A 21285-nucleotide genomic window follows, 5' to 3' on the forward strand; every position below is an offset into this window, starting at 1 on the left:
GCCCGCCACTCCACTCGGGGTTTGCCCCGGGGTGTGCTCCCCCTCCCGCCCGGGCGCGGGGGGCCGGGGGGGGGGTCTTCTTTTTATTCACGCCCGGGGCCTCACCTTTTCGCCGGGGGCCCCCAAACCCCCCCCCCCACCCCCATGATCTCCGGTCTTCGTCGGGTGATCGGATGCCTGCACCGGCCATTGCTGCTCTGTACCGCGGCAATGGCCGGTCTGGTGTTTATGCGCCCCGGGGTAGCCGGTCTTTTCGCAGCGAATCTGCTGGCCGCCGTAATCGTTTCGATACGGCCAGGTGCGGATCGCCCGACCGTCCGGGCTGTTCGCGGCCGACCGGACCCAGTCGGCGGGACACCGGTCCTTCGCGGCGGATTCAGCGCAACCGTTCGGCGTCCCGGGCGAGTTCCACGAGCACCGCACTGAGACGGGCGAGCTCGTCGTTACCGGCGCCCTCGTCGATGGCGGTCGCCACATCTTCGGCCGCGCAGCGCGCCGCGAACCAGCGGTCCGCGAGGGCGGTGGCCTCGGCGGCACTGAGCACCACCGAATCGGCGGGGATACCAGTGCCCTTCACATTGTTGCGGTGCTCATAGGCGCGCTGACGGCAGGACTGCCGGCAATACCGGCGCCGCCGTCCCGCTTCCGTATCAACGATTTCCCGACCACACCACAGACAGGACTGCAACCGGCGCGACATGACCCGACACCCTAATAGGCCTTCGCACAGCAGCACACACCGCACACCGCGCGGAGTTCCCGCGCGGACGCCGTACAATTACAAGGCTCTCCCGAACTGGGAACGGATCGACCCTCGCGAACGTTGACAAGAACAGGGCGCAAGGCCGCAACCGGCACGAACCGCGGTTCGTGTGTGAGGGAACGGCTCGCAGACGTGACCCGAACGGTCGGCGGAAGGCAACGGCCGGCGACACGCGAACTCACGAGGTTCGCGTCAGCACAACCACAGGGGTCAACCCACCGGTTCGCCCCGGGCGGGTTCCGGTGCACCGCAGCGGATACGCCGAGAGGTGTTTCCGATCCGGTGATCCGGGACCGAACATCCGGGAACCTGCGGACCTGCGCGCGGTAACGCGCCGACAACACAGAGAGGACCTGTACAGATGGCAGATCGCGTACTCCGGGGCAGCCGGCTCGGAGCGGTGAGCTACGAAACCGACCGCGACCATGATCTGGCTCCCCGCCGGATCGCCCGGTACCGGACCGACAATGGTGAAGAATTCGATGTCCCGTTCGCCGACGAGGCCGAGATCCCGCCGACCTGGCTGTGCAAGAACGGTCAGGAAGGTGTGCTCCTCGAAGGCACCTCGCAGGAGGCCAAGAAGGTGAAGCCGCCGCGCACGCATTGGGACATGCTGCTGGAGCGGCGCAGTAAGGAAGAGCTCGAGGAGCTGCTGAAGGAGCGCCTGGAGCTGCTCAAGACCCGCCGCCGGGGCTGAGTCACAGCTCTTCGGGAGTCTTGGTTCGGGCCCATATCCCGGACACCGGCTGATAAGGCCGTACCCACCGGATGATCCGGTGGGTACGGCCTTTGTCGTTTTCGGCGGCGGCAACGCCGCGTGGGTTCAGCGGCTGGCCACCCGGCGGTAGCGCAGCAGTGCCAGCGGCATCGCGATCAGCAGGATCACCACCGAGCAGATCACGGCGTATTCGACACAGTGTTCGGCGGGCCATCCGGTCGGTGCCTCGAAGGTCGGCGGCGCACTGTTCTCGAACAACTTCCGGCCGGTGGCCGCGACCGCGGTGATCGGGTTCCATTCGGCGATGGTGCGCAGCGGCCCGGGCAGGGTCTCCGCTGAGATGAAGGCCGAGGAGATGAACGACAGCGGGAACAGCCAGATCAAGCCGGCGCTCTGCGCAACCTCCACATTCGGGGCGAGCAGGCCGGTGAGTGCGCCCACCCACGACATGGCGAACGCGAACAACAGAATCACTCCGTAGGCCAGTGCGGCATCGGCCAGACTGCCCTCGATGCTCCAGCCGACGATGTATCCGCAGACGGTCATCACCAGCAGGCTCAGCACACTCACCACGAGATCCGACAGCGTCCGGCCCATCAGCACCGCCAGCCGCGACATGGGCAGCGCGCGCATCCGGTCGATGATGCCCTTCTCGAGGTCACCGGCGAGGCCGACGGTGGTGAACGCGGCACTGAACGCGACCGTCTGCGCCATGATCCCGGCGATCAGGAATTCCCGGTATTCACCGCCGCCGAGGGAGGCGCCGAATACGTAGGCGAACAGGAAGACGAACATCAGCGGCTGCACGGTGGCGGTGACCAGCAGTGTCGGCACCCGCATGATGGTGAGCAGGTTGCGGTGCGCGACGATCGCGCTGTCGCGAATGATCCGCATCCGGGGCTCGGCCGATTTCGGGATCCGGTGCGAGGCGGGCGCGTGTTCGGTATCCGCGGTGTCCTCCTCGGTCCGGGCGGTGGTTTCGGTTTTCTCGACCGCCACTTCTGCGGTACTCACGACATGATCTCCTCGGGTACATCGCTGGTTTCCGGCTCGGTGTCCGGGGTCGCCGGGGTGCCGGTGAGGGACAGGAAAACGTCGTCGAGGCTGGGCCGGTGCACGCGGGCATCGACGGCCAGCACATCTGCGTCGTCCAGGCGGCGCAGCGCTTCGACCATGGTGCGGGAACCGTCGGCGACCACCACCGACACCTCGTCGACACTCGCCTCGTGCGCGGGTTCGCCGAGGCCGACATCGGCGAGTACCCGCAGCGCGGGCGCCGGATCCTGTCCGGGTGCCAGGGTGACGGTGAGGCGGTCCCCGCCGATCGAGGATTTGAGTTCGTCGGCCGAACCGCGGGCGATGACGCGGCCTTTGTCGATCACCGTGATCTTGTCGGCCAGCCGGTCGGCTTCCTCCAGATACTGGGTGGTCAGCAGGACGGTGGTGCCGTCGCGGACGAGATCACCGATCACCCGCCACATATCGGTGCGGGCCCGCGGATCCAGGCCGGTGGTCGGTTCGTCGAGCACCACCACCGGCGGGCGGGCGATCAGCGCGCCGGCCAGATCGAGGCGGCGGGTCATACCGCCGGAATAGGTTCCGGCGCGACGGTCGGCGGCATCCTCGAGCCCGAACTGCGCCAGCAGTTCCCGGGCCCGTTCGGTGGCGCTTTCGCGGCTCATACCGTAGAGCCGGGCGACCATGCGCAGATTCTCGTAGCCGGTGAGGTTGGCGTCGACGGCCGCGTACTGACCGGACAACCCGATCAGGCGGCGGGCGGCGGCCGGATCGTGCAGCACATCGACCCCCGCGACCCGCACCGTTCCGGCGTTGGGCCGCAACAGCGTGGTCACGATACGGACGGTGGTGGTTTTACCGGCACCGTTGGGTCCGAGCAGACCCATCACGGTGCCGGTGGGTATTTCGAGATCGACATCGTCCAAAACGCGGACCCGGCCGTAGTTCTTCACCAGGCCGGTGATCTGTACCGCGGGCTTCACTGAGCGTTCTCCTTCGTTTCGGTACCGGGCTGGGGGCGCGAACTCCTGCCCGCACGGTCAGGTGTGCAGGCGCGCGCGGAGGTGTTCGCGCAGTACGGGTCCGATCACCGCGAGGGATTGCGCCGTGGTCATCTCCGCGTGTGTGCATTCGATTTCGTGGGCCGTCACCGTGCCGGTGACGAATTCTTTCCACGCGCCGGGGTGCCGGTCGGGGGTCGCGCGGTTGACCGGATCGGTGGCGGCGGCAAAGAACAGCAGGTCGCCGTCGAAGACGCCGGGCCGGAACCCGTTGGCCTGCACCGTGCCGTCGGCGTAGCCGGCGTAGAGCCGTTCCAGATGTTCGAGGGTGAGCGCCGCGAACGGTCCCGGCCGTGAGCGCAGCAGTTCGGCGGCCTCGGCCAGGGTCGGTTCCGCACCGTCGACGACCAGGTCACCGCCGAATTCGCCGAGGATCTCGGTAATGGTCGGCATCGCCTGTCCGGCCAGATCGTCGGAGAGGCGGTAGCTGTCCAGCATGGTCAGCGATTCGACTTCTTCGCCGTCGGCTTGCAGCCGCACGGCGATCTCGTGCGCGATGAGACCGCCCAGCGACCAGCCGAGCAACTGGTACGGCCCGTGCGGCTGTACCGACCGGATATGGGTCAGATAGTTCTCGGCGACCTCGGCGATCGAGGAGAACCCGGGCTCGCCCGCCGCCTGGGGTGCCTGCAGTCCGTATACCGGCTGATCGGCGGGTAGTTCGGCGAGCAGCCCGGCGTAACACCAGGACAGCCCGATCGCGGGGTGGACGCAGAACAGCGGGGCGCGGCCCGATCCGGAATCGGGTCGCAGCGGCAGCAGCGGGACGAGCGCGAGATCCATCGCGTCGCTCGCGGTGCCGTCGCCGAGCCGCGCGGCCAGGGCTGCCGGGGTGGATTCGCCGAACAGCAGTTGCATCGGCAGGTCGAATCCGGCCTCGCGTGCCTGCGCGACCACCTTCGTGGCGAGCAGGGAATTACCACCCAATTCGAAGAACCCGTCCGCGGTGCCGACCCGTTCGACTTCGAGGACCTCGGCGAAGATTTCGCACAGGGTGGCTTCGATGGGGTTGGCGGGCGCCCGGTATCCCTCGACGGCGGAGAACACCGGTTCGGGCAGGGCCGCACGGTCGAGTTTGCCCACCGGGGTCAGCGGCAGCCGGTCGATCAGCATGATCGACTGCGGGACCATGTAGTTGGGCACGTATTCGGACAGGTGTGCGGTCAGTTCGGCCGCGGTGGTGTCCGGCGCTGCCTTCACATACGACACCAGCGCGGTGGCGCCCGCCGGAGTGCGATGCCCGGCGGTATGCGAGAACTCCACCGCCGGATGCCGGCTCAGGGCCGCGTCGATCTCACCGAGTTCGATCCGGAATCCGCGGATCTTCACCTGGTGGTCGGTCCGGCCGACGTATTCGATATCGCCGGGGCCGCCGGCGGCACCTGTCCGGATCCGGACCAGATCGCCGGTGCGGTACATTCGTTCGCCCGGCTTCCCGTAGGGGTTGGCGACGAACCGCTGCGCGGTGAGACCGGGGCGGTCGTGGTAGCCGCGGGCCAGCGCGCCGCCCGCGAGATACAGCTCACCAGTCACGCCGAGCGGGGCCGGCCGCAGCCGGGAATCCAGCACCATCGCGGCCACTCCGCGGATCGGTTCCCCGATCGGGATCGGCCCTGCCGGGACCAGGGGCTGCGAAACCACGGTGACGATGGTGGTCTCGGTGGGGCCGTAGACATTGTGCAGGTTACGACCCGGCGCCCAGCGGGCCACGACCTCGGCGGGCAGCGCCTCACCGCCCACCAGCACATGCTGGAAATCGGTGATACCGGCCGGATCCACCGTGGCGAGGGCGGCGGTGGTGATGAACGCGTGGGTGATGCGTTCGGCGATCAGCACCCGGGCCAGTTCCGTGCCGCCGACCACACCGGGCGGAGTCAGCACAAGGGTGGCACCGCCGCCGAGCGCGAACAGCAGATCCAGCATGGCGGCGTCGAAACTCGGCGTCGCGAAATGCAGGATACGGCTGTCGGGCCGGACGTCGAACCGCTGCGCGGTTTCCGCCGCGAAGTTCGACAGGCCGCGATGGGTGACGACCACGCCCTTCGGTGTACCGGTGGATCCGGAGGTGTAGATGACGTAGGCCGGGTTGTCCATCCGCAGCGGGCCGTTTCGTTCCGCATCGGTGATCGGTGCGCTGGATGCGTCCAGCACTTCTTCCCGGAAATCGGGATCGTCGAGGGCCAGCCACTGGACCTCACCCACCAGTTGCGGCCGGTACTCGGCGAGCGTGAGCCCCAGTGCGGCAACGGAATCGGTGAGCATATGGCTGATCCGGGCGGCCGGATAGCCGGGGTCGACGGGAACGAAGGCCGCGCCGGTCTTGGTCACCGCCAGTACCGTCGCCACCGATTCCACCGTGCGCGGAATACCCAGCGCCACCAGGGTTTCCGGGCCGACACCGTATCCGATGAGGACCCGTGCGAGCCGGTTGCTCCAGCGGTCGAGCGCGTCGTAGGTGACCTCCACGCCCGCGGCGGCCAGAGCGACGGCTTGCCGGTCGGCCGATGCCGCCGCCGCGAATACCTCCGGCAGCGTAACCGGCTGGTCGGGGTCCGCGCGGCGCAGCGGGGCCAGCGCCGACCATTCCGCCGGTTCCAGCAATTCCAGATCGCCGATGATCACGGACGGGTCGGCTGCGATCGCGGCGAGCAGCCGGACCAGCCGGCGGCCGAGCCGGGCCGCGGTCGGCTCGTCGAACAGGTCCGCGCTGTAGTTCACCGCGACGGCGATACCGTCCGGCGACCGATCCTCGGCCCGGCATTCGGTGAGCGTGAACTGGAGGTCGAATTTCGCGATACCGGCATCGATATCCATCGCCTCGATACTCAACCCCGGCAATTCCAGTGCCCGTACCGGTTCGTCGCGGACCGACAGCATCACCTGGAACAGCGGATGATGCGATTGCGACCGCACCGGGTTCAGTACCTCGACGAGCCGTTCGAACGGCAACTCGGCGTGGGCGAAGGCGTCGAGATCGGCCTCCCGCACCGTCTCGAGCAGTTCGGTGAACTGCCGGCCGGAATCGACCGGTGTCCGCAGCACCAGGGTGTTGACGAACATCCCGATCATCCGGTCGAGCTCGGGATGGCCGCGCCCCGCGACCGGGGAACCGACGGCGATATCGCCGGATCCGGTGAGGCGGTGCAGCAGTACCGCCAGCGCGGCGTGCAGCACCATGAACACGCTCACGTTGTGGCGGGCCGCGAGATCGCGCAGATCCCGGTGCGCGCGGGCGTCGAGCCGTTCCTCCACGGTGCCGCCGCGGTAGGACGGGACCGGCGGACGGGGCCGGTCGGCGGGGACGGCGAGGAGTTCGGGCAATCCGTCGAGCGCGTTGCGCCAGTACCCGAGCTGCCCGCTGATCACCGAGTTCGGATCGTCCTCGTCGCCGAGCAGCTCCCGCTGCCACAGCGTGTAGTCGATGTACTGCAGCTGCTCGGTATCGGGGCGCGGCTCGGCACCGAGCCGCACCGTCCGGTACGCCTCGGCCACACCGGCGGCGAGCGGTTCCAGCGACCAGCCGTCCATCGCGATGTGATGGACCACGAGGACCAGGATGTGATCGTCCGGGGCGACGACGAACAACCCGGCCCGCAAGGGGATCTGGGTGGACAGATCGAATCCCGGTGCGATGAACCGCTCGATATCGGGACGCGGGTCGCCTTCGGTCACCGGGGTCTGCAGGGCGACCGCGGCGCCGGGCAGATCACGGACCACCTGGGTGGGTTCCCCGTCGATCTCCGGGAACACCGTGCGCAGGGTTTCGTGCTGCTCCTGGACCGTGTGCAGGGCGGTCGCCAGCGCTGTCCGGTCGAGCGGGCCGCGCAATCGCAGCACCACCGGAACGTTGTAGGCACCGGGGGTCGCCGCCGGATCGGCACCACCGAACCGGTTGAGGAACCACAGCCGCTGCTGAGCCGGGGACAGCGGAATCCGTGCGGGGCGTTCCCGGCGTTCCAGCGCGGGCCCGCCCGCACCGGAGTTCTCGCCGTCCAGCCGGGCGGCCAGTTCGGCGACGGTGGGCGCGGTGAAGACCGAACGCACCGCCAGCCGCACCCCGGTGGCCGCTTCCAGGCGCCCGACCAGCTGGGTCGCCAGCAGCGAGTTGCCGCCGATCTCGAAGAAGTTATCGCCGGTATCGGTCACCGGGGCATCCACCAGATCGCCCATCACCGACGCGACCAGGCGTTCGGTGGCGGTCTGCGGAGCCCGCCCGGCGGATCCGGTGGGCAGCGCCTGCGGTTCGGGAAGCGCGGCGATATCCAGTTTGCCGACCGGGGTCAGCGGGATCTCGTCCAGCAGCGTGAACGCGGTGGGCACCATATGCCGGGGCAGCCGCTGCGCCAGATACTCGCGCAACTCCTCGGGTTCGGGCCTGCGGTCGGCGTCGGCCGGCTGCACGTAGGCGACCAGCCGATCCACTCCGGCGACGCGGCGCACTTCGGTATGGGCGAAATGCACCGCGGGATGTGCGGTGAGCGCGCCGGTGATCTCCCCGAGTTCGATCCGGAACCCGCGCATTTTGACCTGGTTGTCGCTTCGGCCCAGATAGCGCAGATCACCCTCGGTGGTCCAGCGGACCACATCGCCGGTTCGGTACATCCGGGCACCGGCGGGACCGTACGGGTCGGCGACGAAACGTCCCGCGGTCAGGCCGAACCGCTCGTGATAGCCCTGGGCCAGCCCGGGTCCGCCGAGATACAGCTCGCCGGGAACACCGGTGGGAACAGGACGCAAGCGTTCGTCGAGGACCACCGCGCGCACCCCGCGGATCAGCGAGGCCAGACCGGCGGGGCGGTCCGGCGCCACCGGGGTGACCGACACCACGACGGTGGTTTCGGTGGGCCCGTAGGCGTTGAACATCCGCCGGCCCGGCGCCCAGCGCGCCACCAGTTCGGGGCCGACATGTTCGCCGCCCACCATCAGGCCGCGCAGCCGCGGCAGCGGCCACCGGTCCGGATCGATGGTGGCGAGGGCGGCCGGGGTGATGAAGGTGTGCGTCACCTCGCTGCGGGTCATGAGTTCGGCCAGTTCGTCGCCGCCGTACACCTCGGGCGGGACGATCACCATGGCGGCACCGGGACCGATGGCGAGCAGCAGGTCCAGCACCGCGGCATCGAAACTCGGCGACGAGAAATGCAGGGTCCGCGCACCGGGGGTGATGGCCAGCCGGTCGCGGAATTCGTCGGCGAGATCGGCCAGCGAACCGTGGGTGGCAGTGACGCCCTTAGGTTTACCTGTGGAACCGGAGGTGTAGATCAGGTACGCCGGATCGGTGACCCGCACCGGGCGGACCCGGTCGGCATCGGTGACCGGATCGGCCGGAACACCGGTTTCGCGCCGCCCGGCCGGAGTATCGAGCAGCAGCCAATCGATATGGTCACCACCGGCGGCGCGCAGCGTGTCCGCATGCCCGGCGCGGCTGATACCGACGGTGCACCCGGAATCGGCGAGCATATGCGCGACTCGTTCGACGGGATAGTTCGGATCCACCGGAACGAACGCGGCCCCGGATTTGGCGATGGCCAGCATGGCGGTGACCGAATCGGCGGAGCGGGTGAGCCCGAGCGCGACCCGGTCTCCCGCGCCCAGACCACGCCCGATCAGCGCCCGCGCCAGCCGGTTGGCCCGGCGATCCAGTTCGGCGTAGGTGAGGACGGTGTCCTCGGCGTAGAGCGCCGGGCGCGCGCTGTGCGCGAGGACGGTCGAGGCGAACAGACCCGCCAGGGTGCGCGGGATACCGGGAACCGGGCCGCGGGCGGGGCTGTAGGTAGCGCGTTCGGAATCGGTGCGTGTATCGATATCGCCCACCGCGATATCGGGTCGCGCGGCGACGGTGGCCAGGACGCGCAGAAACCGATCGGCCAGGGTGTGCACCGTGGCTTCGTCGAACAGTTCGTCGGCGTAGACGAATTCGAGTTCACCGGCGTCGAGGTCACCGGCCCGGAGTTCGAGATCGAACTTGGCGCGGGCGATATCGAGCGCGGCCGCATCCACCGCGAGACCGGGCAGTTCCAGCGTCGGCACCGGGGTGTCCTGCACGGTCAGCGCGACCTGGAACAGCGGATGCCGGCCGGTGGCGCGCGGATCGTTACCCAGGGCCGACACCACCTGTTCGAACGGGATATCGGCATGGGCCAGGGCGGCGAGTTCGGTATCCCGGTCGGCCCGCAGCAGATCGGTGAAAGACCGGGCCGGGTCGACGTCGGAACGCAGCACCAGGGTGTTGACGAACATACCGACCAGCTCATCGAGCCGCCGATCGGTACGCCCGGCGACCGGAGTGCCGATGGCGATATCGCGGCCGCCGGTCACCGAACGCAGCAGCACGGCGAGCGCCGACCGCAGCAGCATGAACGGGCTCACCCCCTGGGCGCGCGCCAGTTCCGCGAGCGCCGGCCGCATCGGCGCCGGGATCGTGTATCGCACGGTCCCCGCGGTCTGCTGCGGTTCGGCCGGACGGGGCCGGGTGTAGGGCAGGGGCAGTTCCTCGGGCAGTCCGGCGAGCTGTTCACGCCAGTAGCCGAGTTGCCGGGCGGCGAGACTGTCCGGGTCGGTGGCGGCGCCGAGATGTTCGCGCTGCCAGAGCCCGAAATCGGCGTACTGCACCTCGAGTGGGCTCCACTCGGGCGCGGAACCGGCACACCGGGCCTGGTAGGCGAGGGCGAGGTCGCGGGTGAGTGGTGCCAGCGACCAGCCGTCCGCGGCGATATGGTGCACCACCACACCGAGCCGGTACCGCCGCGCACCGGTGCGCAGCAGGATCGCGCGCAGCGGGGTGCCGGTGGTGAGATCGAAACCGGTCGTCGCCGCCTCGTGCAGCGCCGCGGCGGCACCGGCCGGATCGGTATCACGGACTTCCAGCGCGGGAAGCGCCCACGTGACGGGCAGGATCCGTTGCTGGGCACCGTTTCCGTCGTCGGGATAGGCGGTGCGCAGGACCTCGTGCCGTTCGACGATATCGCTCAGGGCCGAACGCAACGCCGCCACCTCGAGGTCGCCGTCGATATCGAGGACGAAAGCGATGTTGTAGGCGCTGGATTCGGGGGCGAAGCGGTTCAGGAACCACAACCGCTGCTGTGGCAGCGACAACGGGATGCGGTCGGGCCGCGGATCCCGGGCGGTCAGCGGCACCCGGACCGTCACCGGAGTGCGGGTGACGTGCTCGGCCAGCGCCGCCACCGTCGGTGCCTCGAATACGGTCCGCACCGGCAGGTCCACACCGAAACGGTCGTACAGACCGCCCACCAGCCGGGTGGCCAGCAGCGAATTACCGCCGAGATCGAAGAAACCGTCCTCCACGCCGGTGACCTCGCGGCCAAGCACCTCGGCGAACGCCTCGGCGACCCGCCGTTCGAGATCGGTGGCCGGCGGCCGGGAGTTCGCGGTCGCGCTTGCGAAGACCGGTTCCGGTAGCGCCTTGCGGTCGAGCTTGCCGGAGGGTGCGGTGGGGAATTCCGGCAGCACGGTGACGGCGTCGGGGACCATATAGCCGGGCAGCCGGCCGCGGACCGTGGCCCGCACCCCGGCCGGGTCGATACCGGCGTCGGCGACGATATAGGCGGCGAGACGTTGCCGCCCCTGCGGATCCGTATGCACCATGGTCAGCGCGCGGCGCACCCTGGGATGGGTGCGCAGGGCATGGTCGATCTCGGACAGTTCGATCCGGAAGCCACGCAGTTTCACCTGATCGTCCGCGCGCCCCAGGAACCGCAGCCGGCCGGACCGGTCGGCCACGACCAGATCACCGGTGCGGTACATGCGTTCGCCGCGGCGGCCGTACGGGTTGGCCGGGAACCGGGCGGCGGTGAGCGCGTGCCGCCCGTGATATCCGCGGGCCACGCCCGGCCCGGACAGGTACAGCTCGCCGGGCGTGCCCGGCGGTACCGGCCGCAACCGAGAGTCGAGAATGAAAAGCCGCATCCCCCGCACCGGATGGCCGAGCGGTACCGGCCGGCCGGGCCGCATGGGCCCGGACATGGTGGCGGCGACGGTGGCCTCGGACGGACCGTACATATTGTGCATGCGGTACCGGTCGGCCCAGGTGGCCACCAGTTCGGGCCCGCAGGCCTCACCGCCCACCATGACCGTTTGCAGCCGGTCCAGACCGGCCGGGTCGACGGTGGCCAGCGCGGCGGGCGTGACGAACGCGTGGGTGATGCGTTCGACCTGCAGGAAGGTGGCGAGTTCGCTGCCGCCGTAGATATGCGGGGGCGCGATCACGACCGTCGCCCCGCAGGAGAAGCCGAGCAGCAGTTCCAGTACCGACGCGTCGAAACTGGGCGAGGAGAAGTGCAGTGTGCGCGCGGCCGGGGTGACCCCGAACAGGTAGCACTGCTCCGCGGCGAACGAGGCCAGTCCGCCGTGGGTGACGACCACCGCCTTCGGGGTGCCGGTGGATCCGGAGGTGTAGATCAGATAGGCGGGGTGGATGGTGCGCACCGGCCGGATCCGGTCCGCGTCGGTCACCGGCGCGCAGGACATTGCCGCGCACGCGGATTCCAGCGCCGGATCACCGAGCACCAGCCACGGCCGGACAGCGCCGGGGCGCTCCGGCAGCACCTCGAGCTGATCCGGGCTCGTAACCCCCAGCAGCGCACCGGAATCGGTGAGCATATGCGCGATCCGGTCGCGCGGATATCCGGGATCGACCGGTACGTACGCTGCCCCGGTCTTGGCGACGGCCCAGATCGCGGTGATCGCGTCCAGACCGCGCGGCAGTGCGAGCGCGACCACGGCTTCCGGACCGGCCCCGTACGCGATCAGCAACCGGGCCAGGCGGTTCGCCCGCTCGTCCAGTTCCCGGTAGGTCGTATCGCGGCCCCGGAAACGCACCGCGATACCGTCCGGATCACGGACCGCGGACCGGCCGAGAAGTTCGGCCAGCGATACCGGCGGTTCGGCCGGACCACCCGCCAGCGGTACGAGATTGCCGTATTCGCGCCGGTCCAGCACATCGATATCGCCGACCGGGCGCCGCGGTGCGGCCACCGCGGCATCGAGGACCGCGACGAACCGCCGCGCGATCGACTGTACGGTCCGCTCGTCGAACACATCGGTGGCATAGCCGATTTCGGCGTGCAGTTCACCGCCGGAGTTGTCGTCGTGCACCTCGAGCTGGAGGTCGAACTTCGCGATCCCGGCATCCAGCGCCATGATCTCGGTCCGCACCCCGGGCAGGTTCAGGTCGATCTCACCGGCGTTGTCGTAGGACAGCATCACCTGAAACAGCGGATGGCGTGCACCCGAGCGTTCCGGATTCACCACCTCCACGAGCCGCTCGAACGGCACATCGGCGTTGGCGAAGGCATTGAGATCGGTTTCCCGCACGATATCGAGCATCCGGTCGAAATCACCGGACGGATCGACCTCGGTGCGCAGGACCAGGGTGTTGACGAACATCCCGACCAGCTCGTCCAGCGCGGGATCGCTGCGACCCGCGATCGGGGTGCCGATGACGATATCGGTACTGCCGCAGATCCGGGACAGCAGTGTCGCCAGTGCGGCATGCACCACCATGAACATGCTGGCACCGCGGCTGGCCGCCAGTTCCGCCGCCGCACCGCGGGTGCCGGCCGGGATGGTGAACGCGACCCGCCCGCCCTCGGTGGACCGGTGCGCGGGACGCGGCCGGTCGAGCGGGAGGTCGAGCTGATCCGGCAGGCCGGCGAGTTCGGCGCGCCAATGGGTGATCTGCCGGCTCAGCGCGCTGGCCGGATCGGATTCCTCACCGAGCAACTCCCGCTGCCACAACGCGAAATCGGCGTACTGCACGGGCAGCGGTGTCCACCCGGGCGCCATGCCCGCGGCCCGGGCGGTGACCGCGACGGTGAGGTCGCGGACCAGCGGCGCCACCGACCAGCCGTCGCCGCAGATATGGTGCAGCACCAGCACCAGCACATGGCAATCGGTGTCGACGGCGTACAGCGCGACCCGGAACGGGAATTCGGTACGCAGGTCGAACGGCCGCGTCACGAATTCGGCGGCGAGCTCGCGGACTCCGTCGGCCGCGACCTCCACCGGCTCGAGTGTCAGCGGTACCTCCGCGAGCGGATGCACCAACTGCTGCGGGCCCTCCCCCAGATCGGGGAAGGTGGTGCGCAGGCTTTCGTGCCGTTCGAGCACATCACGCAGACCGGCGCGCAGCACATCGATATCGAGGTTGCCGTCCAGCTGCACGGCCAGCGGCATGTTGTAGGCGGCGGCGTGTTCGGCGAACCGGTTGAGGATCCACAGCCGCTGCTGCGCCGGGGAGAGCGGAATCCGTTCGGGGCGTGCCACCGGAACGAGCCGCGGGGAAGTGAGATCCGGTTCGTGCACGGTGAACCGGTCGGTTAGCGCGGCGATACTTCCGGCTTCGAACAGGTCGCGGATCGTCAGGGCGGTCCCGAGCGCAGTGTTGATCCGCGCCACCGCCCGCGCGGCCACCAACGAGTTGCCACCCAATTCGAAGAAGCCGTCCTCGATACCGACCTCGGGCACACCGAGCAGTTCGGCGAAGATCGCGGCCAGTACCTCTTCGACCTCCGTGCGCGGCGCGGTCCGCACCCGGTCGCCGGTGGGTCCGGGCGCCGGCAGTGCGGACCGATCGATCTTGCCGTTGCTGTTGAGCGGTAGTTCGGGTAGCGCGGTCACCGTCGCGGGGACCATATAACCCGGAAGCGTGCGTGCCAGCCGGGCCCGCAGCTCAGCGGTATCGAGCTCCTCATCACCGCGGACCACCACATAGGCGGCCAGCTGGTCACCCGCCGGGGTCGCGTGCGCGATGCAGACTGCGCGCGCGATCCGCTCGTCGTCCAGCAGTGCCGCCTCGATTTCGCCGAGCTCGATCCGCAGCCCGCGGATCTTCACCTGGAAATCGGTGCGGCCCAGGTATTCCAGGACGCCGTGGCGCGTATCCCCCAGCTGCCAGCGCGCCAGATCGCCGGTCCGGTACATCCGCTCGCCGGTATGGAACGGGTCGGCGACGAACCGTTCGGCAGTCAACGGGGCCTGCCCGAGATATCCACGCGCCAGCTGCACGCCGGACAGATACAGCTCGCCCACCGCACCGGGAGCTACCGGGCGCAGCGCATGGTCGAGCACATAGGTCCGGGTGTTCCACACCGGTGCACCGATCGGCACGGTCACCGGATCCGGCGGGCACTCCCAATAGGTCACATCGACCGCGGCCTCGGTGGGGCCGTACAGGTTGTGCAGCTGCGGTACGGGCAGCGCCGCCCGGAAATCACGAACCGTGGCGGGCGGCAACGCTTCCCCGCTGCAGAAGACACGCCGCAGCGTGACACAGTCGCCCACCTCGGTATCGGTGACGAAGACCGAGAGCATGGACGGTACGAAATGTGCCGTGGTGACCTGTTCTTCGCGGATGAGCCGGGCCAGATAGGCCGGGTCACGATGGCCGTCGGGCCGGGCCACCACCAGCCGGGCTCCGGTCTGCAACGGCCAGAAGAATTCCCAGACCGAGACGTCGAAGGTCGCCGGGGTCTTCTGCAACACCGCGTCGGTGTGATCGAGCGGATATTCGTGCTGCATCCAGCTCAGCCGGTTCACGATCGCGCGGTGGGTGACGCCGACGCCTTTCGGGGTGCCGGTGGACCCGGAGGTGTAGAGCAGATACGCGAGGTGATCGCCGCGCAGCGGTACGGTCCGCTCGCTGTCGGTGATCGGCGCCGGGTCCCATTCGGACAGGTCGACCGTATCGACGGTGATCGCCGCGATGGTGCCGGGCAGGGCCAGACCGTCGCGGGCGGCGGCCAGCAGGGCGACGGGCCGGGCCCGATGGACGATCTGTTCCAGCCGCTGGACCGGATGTTCGGGATCCAGCGGCAGATAGGCGGCGCCCGACTTGATCACGGCGTACATCGCGACCACCAGATCGAGGCTGCGGCGCAGACACAGGGCCACTACCTGTTCCGGTCCTGCTCCTTGCGCGATCAGCAGGCGCGCCAGCCGGTTCGCGCGGGCGTCGAGTTCCCGGTAGGTGAGCGCCGTGCCCTCGAATCGCACGGCCTCGGCATCCGGGGTGCGCGCCGCGCGATCGGCGAAAATACTTGCCAGCGTGGCGGGTTCCACCTCGGCGGCGGTGTCGTTCCAGGTGTGCAGGACCTGCCGGTGCTCGGTCTCGGTGAGCGCGGTCAGCTCCCGCACGGGGGTGTCACGCGCACTACTGAGGAAGCGATCCAGGAAATCCAGGTAGCGCCGGCGATGGGCGGCGACTTCGGCCGCGCTGTAGAGCTGCGGATTGGCCTCGAAATCGAGATGGATGCCGTCACCGTCACTGTTGTAGAGGTTGACCGAAAGGTCCTCGACCGGCCCCGTCGCCAGAACATGCACGGAAACGTCGAGGTCGGCGAACCGCAGCGGCCGGGCGAAGAGCATGATGTTGATCATCGGACCGAAGAACCCGCGGGTATCACGGTCGTATCCGCAATCGCGGCGGATATCGTCGTGCCGGTAGCGCTGATGGCGTAGCGCCCCGGTGATCTGGCCACCCACGGCACGCACCACATCGTCGAGGGTGGTGGCGGGGCCGAACCGGATTCGCAGCGGCACCACATTCGATACGACGCCCGCCGAACGGCGCAGCGATACCGTGGTGCGCGCCGATACCGGCAGGCTCAGCACCACATCGTTCTGCCCGGTCATCGCCCGCACATAGCAGGCCATCGCGGCGGCGAACAGCACCGGATTCGAGGAATCGCGCTGTTCGGCGGCAGCGACGACCGCGGCCTCCGTATCCTCGCTCAGGACACCCGTTGCCAGCCGGCGGCCCGCGATCGCCGTGGCCGGCGCGTTGGTCACGGTGGACAGGCTGACGACTTCGCCGGCCCCGTCGAGCACCTCTTTCCAGTACGCGCCGTCGGCGGCGCGGCGCTGCGAGTTCCGGTAGTCGATCTCGCCGGCGTACAGCTCGGCCAGCGGCGTCGCCCGCGAAACCGCCGGTTCGCGGCCCTCCGCGTAGGCGGTGTAGATCTCGGAGGTGCGGATCAGCGCGTTCATCGCGCCGTAGCCGTCGAGCACGATGTGGTGGACGCGGGAGTACCAGATGTAATCGCGCTCCCCCGTACGCAGAACGGCGTTGAAGACCAGCGGATCGCGGTCGATATCGATCGGCGTGCGGGTATCGTCGTGCATCCAGCGCAACGCCGCGGCATGCGGGTCGGGCTCGTCACGCAGGTCCAGCCGGGCCCAGCCGGGCCGCGACGTGGGGTCGACCACCTGATGCGGTACACCGTCCACCTGCACGATGCGCTGCAGCCCCACTTCGGTTTCCACACCGAAGCGTTCGATCGCGTACAGCAGCAGGCCCGGGTCCAGATCACCGTGGAACTCCACATATTCGGCGATGATGAGAGGGATTTCCGGCTGAATCCGCTGGGCGTACCACATTGCGGTCTGTGCCGGTGTGAGCGGAAAGGGTGCGGCCGAAAGCTCTGCCGACGAACCGTTATCGACCCCGGTGGCCGACGATCTCATCAATCACTCCGTTCTACAGCTCGACACTCCCCGAACAGCCCACGGCCGGCCGATACCGGTCGTGGGTGTGATTCACGACTGGTTATTCGGAGCGTCACCTTGAATGGATTGGCAGTCGAAACCGAATGGTTACCTGGAGCCGGAACAGCCTTCGGACGACGATGTCCGAATTCCGGCGCAGTCCTACACTTCCAGGCGGAATTCCGCCTCACTTCTTACCCGGCGGCCCGGGCGTTGCCTAGATACTACGCACTGCGAGCGGGTCTGTTTACCCTCTGCCGACAAAAAATAAACCGGTCACTTGCGGTTACTGCATCGATGGTCGGCGAAGATCCGGCAAACCTGCCTTCGTGGGCGGCGAACAGGTCCATCGCTCAGGCGCGAACGGCGGTCTCCAGCCCGTTCACACTTCGCCGACCCACCCGCCGGCGGACCAGTTCGGCCACCACACCCGCCACTGTCACGAGCACAACGGCCAGTTCCGGCCACGGCCCGAGAGCTGTCGCCGGAGTGGTCGAGGTACGCAGCGGAACCTCCGCGACCAGCGCTTCCGGCACGAACAACGCGCTTTCCTGCCGAACGCTTCCGTCGGCGGCGATGATCGCACTGACGCCCGAGGTCGCCGCGACAACCAGGGACCGCCCGTGCTCCACCGCCCGCACCCTGGACATCGCAAGTTGCTGGTAGGTCATTTCACTGTCACCGAAAGTCGCATTATTCGTCGGCACTGCCAGCAATTGCGCGCCGGACTGCAGCGAATCCCGGAAAGCCCGGTCGAAAGCAACCTCGTAACAGGTTGCTATCCCGATTTCCGTACCTGAAGCCCGAATTGTTCCGTCACCGTGACCCGGCACGAAGTAACCGGCCCGGTCCGCATAGTCGGAAAAGAGCCGGAAGAAACCGCGCATCGGCAGGTATTCGCCGAAAGGCTGTACTATTTTTTTGTCGTGCCGCTCCCCCGGTCCGCCCTCTGCGGTCCAGACCATTACCGAATTCGTTGTGGTGCGGTCGCCGTTCACCAGTACCGCGCCCACCAAAATCGGCGCCGAGATGCGGCGCGCGGCTTCGGAGATCAGCGCGGCGGCGTCGGGATTGCGTAACGGGTCGATATCCGAGGAGTTTTCGGGCCACACGACCACATCCGGGGCCGGAAACCGACCGGCCGCCACCTCATCGGCGAGCTGTTCGGTCCGCCGGACGTGGTTGTCGAGGACCGCCCGGCGCTGGGCGTTGAAATCCAGGCCCAGGCGCGGCACGCTGCCCTGGATCGCCGCCACCGTCAGGGTGCTGTCCCCCGCCATCGGCGCCGGCAACGCCGCGCGCAGGCCGAGACCGGCCACGGGGAGCAGCAGGCAGCCCAGTGCGGCGGCGATCGGGGCCGCCCGGCGCCCGCGCGCCACCGCTTCGGAGGTTGCTTTCGGCTCATGGTCACCGAGGAGTTCGTGACGGACCGCCCACAGGACTGCCGCGGCGCACGTGCCGCTGAGCGCGACGGCGAAACTCACCAGCGGCGCCCCACCGAGCATCGCCAGCGGCAGAAACCATCCGTCGGCCTGACCGAATGCCAGGCGACCCCACGGGAACCCGCCGAACGGGAAACTCGACCTACCCCATTCCGTCGCGGTCCAGGCCAGCGCGACCCACACCGGCCAGCCGGGCAACCGGCCGAGCAGCCGGGCCAGTACCCCGAACAACCCCACATACACCGCGCACGCGGTCGACAGCGCGATCCACGGCACCGGGCCCACGTAGATACCGGTCCACGGCAGCAACGGGAGAAAGAACCCGAGACCGGCGAGGAAGCCGTAGCCGAAACCGGACCGCAACCCGGTCCCGCTCCGCAGCACCAGCGTCAGCACCGCGATCCCCACAGGTGCGAGGAACCACCACGGCCGCGGCGGGAAGCTGCCGAACAGCAGCAGTCCCGACACCACCGCGGCGAGCGAGCGCATCACCGCGGGATAGCGGCCGAGCCGGCCGGAGTACCTGCCCAGCCGCTCGGACCACCTGTTCGCTGTCCTGACACCCTGTTCCACACCTACATCCTGTCGTTTCCTCGATCCGGTGCCGTTCCCGCCCCACCACCGGGCGATCCACCGGGACGGCACCGCCGCTTGTCACCGTCACCGAGCGCTCCGCCGGAGATCATCCCGGCTCTGCTTGCGGACGGACCGCGGACATCGGTGACGAGCGGTAATGGGGGCGGGCCGCCGTGGTCCCCGGCCCGATTCGGCCGTGACCTCCTCGACCACCGCCAGCAGACCTCGGGCACATGCCAGCCGAGCGCCGCACCGATCCTGCCAATTATCCGGCAGCTGACAGGCGCCTCGGCGGCGGCCGGGTCCCGCGGCGAGCGTGCGGCCTCCTACTCCGCTGCTCGGAGGAGCCCTGCGGCAATCCGGTTTCGGCTCGTTCCGGGATGACACAGACAGTGGTGGAGCTCGTCGATCAGAGCGTGCCGGGCGTGAACAGAACGACGGCCGAGATACGCGGTGCGGCCACCAGCGCGTACAACCGGCGCCGACACGTCGGCCGGTGAAAGGCCGGCCGGATGAGCATTTGCGATGGGTGCGTCCTGACCGGCGGACCACGCAGCGACTACTCGCACACACCGCGATCAGCCGAACACGCCCCTGGGCCTCGGGTCACCCGGTGTAGATGGTCGTGCCCTCGTGCACGGTCCGCACGCAGCGGGGCAGGTCGGCGCCGGGGGTGAGCGGCGGCAGGCCCGGGACCCGGGAGCGGGGATCGGTGGACCAGCGCTGCACGGAATCCGCGGGTGCGGTGACCACGAGCTCGTCGGCTTCCCAGACCGCATACGAGGCGGGTGCACCCGGTACCAGCGTGCCGGCGACACCGTCACGGACTCCTCCTGCCCGCCATGCACCTCGGGTGGCCGCGGCGAAGGCAGCCCGGGGCGAGAGGCCGTGCCCGGGGGTGCGGTGATGCACGGCCGCCCGGATGGCGGCCCACGGGTCCAATGCCGTGACCGGGGCATCGGAGCCGATGGCCAGCGACACTCCGGCCGCGGCCATGGCGGCGAACGGGTTCAGCGCCGCCGCCCGGGTGACGCCCAGGCGTTCGGCGTACATACCGTCGGTCCCGCCCCATTCGCGGTCGAACACGGGTTGCACGCTGGCGATGACGCCCCAGCTGGAAAGGGCCTCGATCTGCGCACTGTCGAGCAGTTCGGCATGTTCGATGCGATGCCCGCGGGCCGCGACGGCGGGACCACCGAGGTCCGCGACGACCTGCCCGATTCCGGCGACGACCGCGTCCATGGCGGCATCACCGATCGCATGGAACCCGGCCTGCACACCGGCTTCGGTGCAGGCGCGCACATGGTCGGCGATCTGCGCGGCATCCAGGTAGGAGACGCCGGTTCCGGGCGCGTCCGAGTAGGGGTCGCGTAACCACGCGGTATGCGAGCCCAGCGAACCGTCGACGAAAAGGTCCCCGGCCAAACCGTGCGCGCCGAGATCGTGCAGCAGGTCCCGCGCCTCGCCGGCGGTGCGGACCGCCTGCCCCCAGTACGCCCGTACCTGGACGCCGTGCTCGAAGGCGAGCAGTTCGCGCAGATCGGTTTCTCCTTCTATATCGGGGCCGGCGCATTCGTGCACCGCGACCACCCCGCGTGCGGCCGCGATATCCAGCGCGGTCCGCCGCGCCGCATCCCGCTGCTCCCGGGTGAGCAGGGACCGGGCTGCCGCCCGGACCAGATGGTGGGCGTCCGCACGGACCGGTTCACCGGCCCGGTACCCGGCCGCGTCCCCCAGCCCCGGGACCGTATCGAGCAGCGCCGAGGAAGCCACTGCCGAATGACCGTCGATCCGCGCCAGATACACCGGGCGACCACGCGGCACGGCGGCATCTATATCGGCAACGGTCGGCGGGCGGCCTTCCGGCCAGCGCGTTTCATCCCAGCCGTCGGCCAGGATCACCCCGTCGGGCCGGGCCGCGGCGAACGCCGCCACCAGTTCCAGACACTGCGCCAGCGAGTTCGCTTCGGACAGGTCGAGCCCCGACCGCTGCAGTCCGTACGCGGTGGTGTGCAGGTGTGGCTCGACGAATGCCGGGGTCACCAGCGCGCCGTCGAGGTCGATCACCTCGGCCTCGGGGTGCAGGGCCCGCCCCACATGATCGGCGCCCAGCCACACCACCACCCCGTCGGTGACCGCGAGCGCCGTGGCATCGGGTGCGCTCGCACTGTAGATCCGACCTCCGACCAGCAGCTGCGTACTCACGGT

General features: G+C 69.1%; 7 protein-coding genes. 1 reads left to right on the top strand and 6 read right to left on the bottom strand.

What is annotated here, in order from left to right; all coding sequences use genetic code 11:
• Window positions 1–376 precede the first annotated feature (376 nt).
• Window positions 377–700, bottom strand: a complete 324-nt coding sequence (locus QH196_RS10960) for a hypothetical protein (RefSeq protein ID WP_062978423.1) — start codon at window positions 698–700, stop codon at window positions 377–379.
• A gap of 424 nt (window positions 701–1124) precedes the next feature.
• Between QH196_RS10960 and QH196_RS10965 the strand changes: the two genes are divergently transcribed.
• Window positions 1125–1460, top strand: a complete 336-nt coding sequence (locus tag QH196_RS10965; RefSeq protein WP_033241797.1) for an RNA polymerase-binding protein RbpA — start codon at window positions 1125–1127, stop codon at window positions 1458–1460.
• Between the two features lie 126 nt (window positions 1461–1586).
• Here QH196_RS10965 and QH196_RS10970 read toward each other — a convergent pair whose 3' ends face one another.
• The 5 genes from QH196_RS10970 to QH196_RS10990 all read right to left on the bottom strand — a co-directional run bounded on the left by QH196_RS10970 (window position 1587) and on the right by QH196_RS10990 (window position 21282).
• On the bottom strand, window positions 1587–2369 hold the full coding sequence (locus QH196_RS10970) for an ABC transporter permease (protein WP_280415693.1): 783 nt from the start codon (window positions 2367–2369) through the stop codon (window positions 1587–1589).
• Window positions 2370–2491: 122 nt separating this feature from the next.
• On the bottom strand, window positions 2492–3481 hold the full coding sequence (locus QH196_RS10975) for an ATP-binding cassette domain-containing protein (RefSeq protein WP_280415657.1): 990 nt from the start codon (window positions 3479–3481) through the stop codon (window positions 2492–2494).
• Window positions 3482–3538: 57 nt separating this feature from the next.
• A complete protein-coding gene (locus QH196_RS10980) occupies window positions 3539–17038 on the bottom strand; it encodes a non-ribosomal peptide synthetase (protein WP_280415658.1) in 13500 nt (4499 codons plus the stop codon).
• A 374-nt stretch (window positions 17039–17412) separates the two neighbouring features.
• The gene (lnt, locus tag QH196_RS10985; protein ID WP_280415694.1) at window positions 17413–18990 is read right to left on the bottom strand and encodes an apolipoprotein N-acyltransferase; all 1578 of its coding nucleotides are present in this window, start codon (window positions 18988–18990) and stop codon (window positions 17413–17415) included.
• A 693-nt stretch (window positions 18991–19683) separates the two neighbouring features.
• Window positions 19684–21282, bottom strand: coding sequence for an amidohydrolase (locus tag QH196_RS10990; RefSeq protein WP_280415659.1), 1599 nt, complete (start codon window positions 21280–21282; stop codon window positions 19684–19686).
• Window positions 21283–21285 lie beyond the last annotated feature (3 nt).

Source organism: Nocardia carnea (assembly GCF_029868325.1).
Lineage (GTDB): Bacteria > Actinomycetota > Actinomycetes > Mycobacteriales > Mycobacteriaceae > Nocardia > Nocardia carnea_C.

Excerpts from the sequence above, each read along its gene's own strand:
- QH196_RS10960 (WP_062978423.1), bottom strand. The coding sequence starts at position 700 with ATGTCGCGCCGGTTGCAGTCCTGTCTGTGGTGTGGTCGGGAAATCGTT.
- QH196_RS10965 (WP_033241797.1), top strand. The coding sequence starts at position 1,125 with ATGGCAGATCGCGTACTCCGGGGCAGCCGGCTCGGAGCGGTGAGCTAC.
- QH196_RS10980 (WP_280415658.1), bottom strand. The coding sequence starts at position 17,038 with ATGAGATCGTCGGCCACCGGGGTCGATAACGGTTCGTCGGCAGAGCTT.
- lnt (WP_280415694.1), bottom strand. The coding sequence starts at position 18,990 with ATGCGCTCGCTCGCCGCGGTGGTGTCGGGACTGCTGCTGTTCGGCAGC.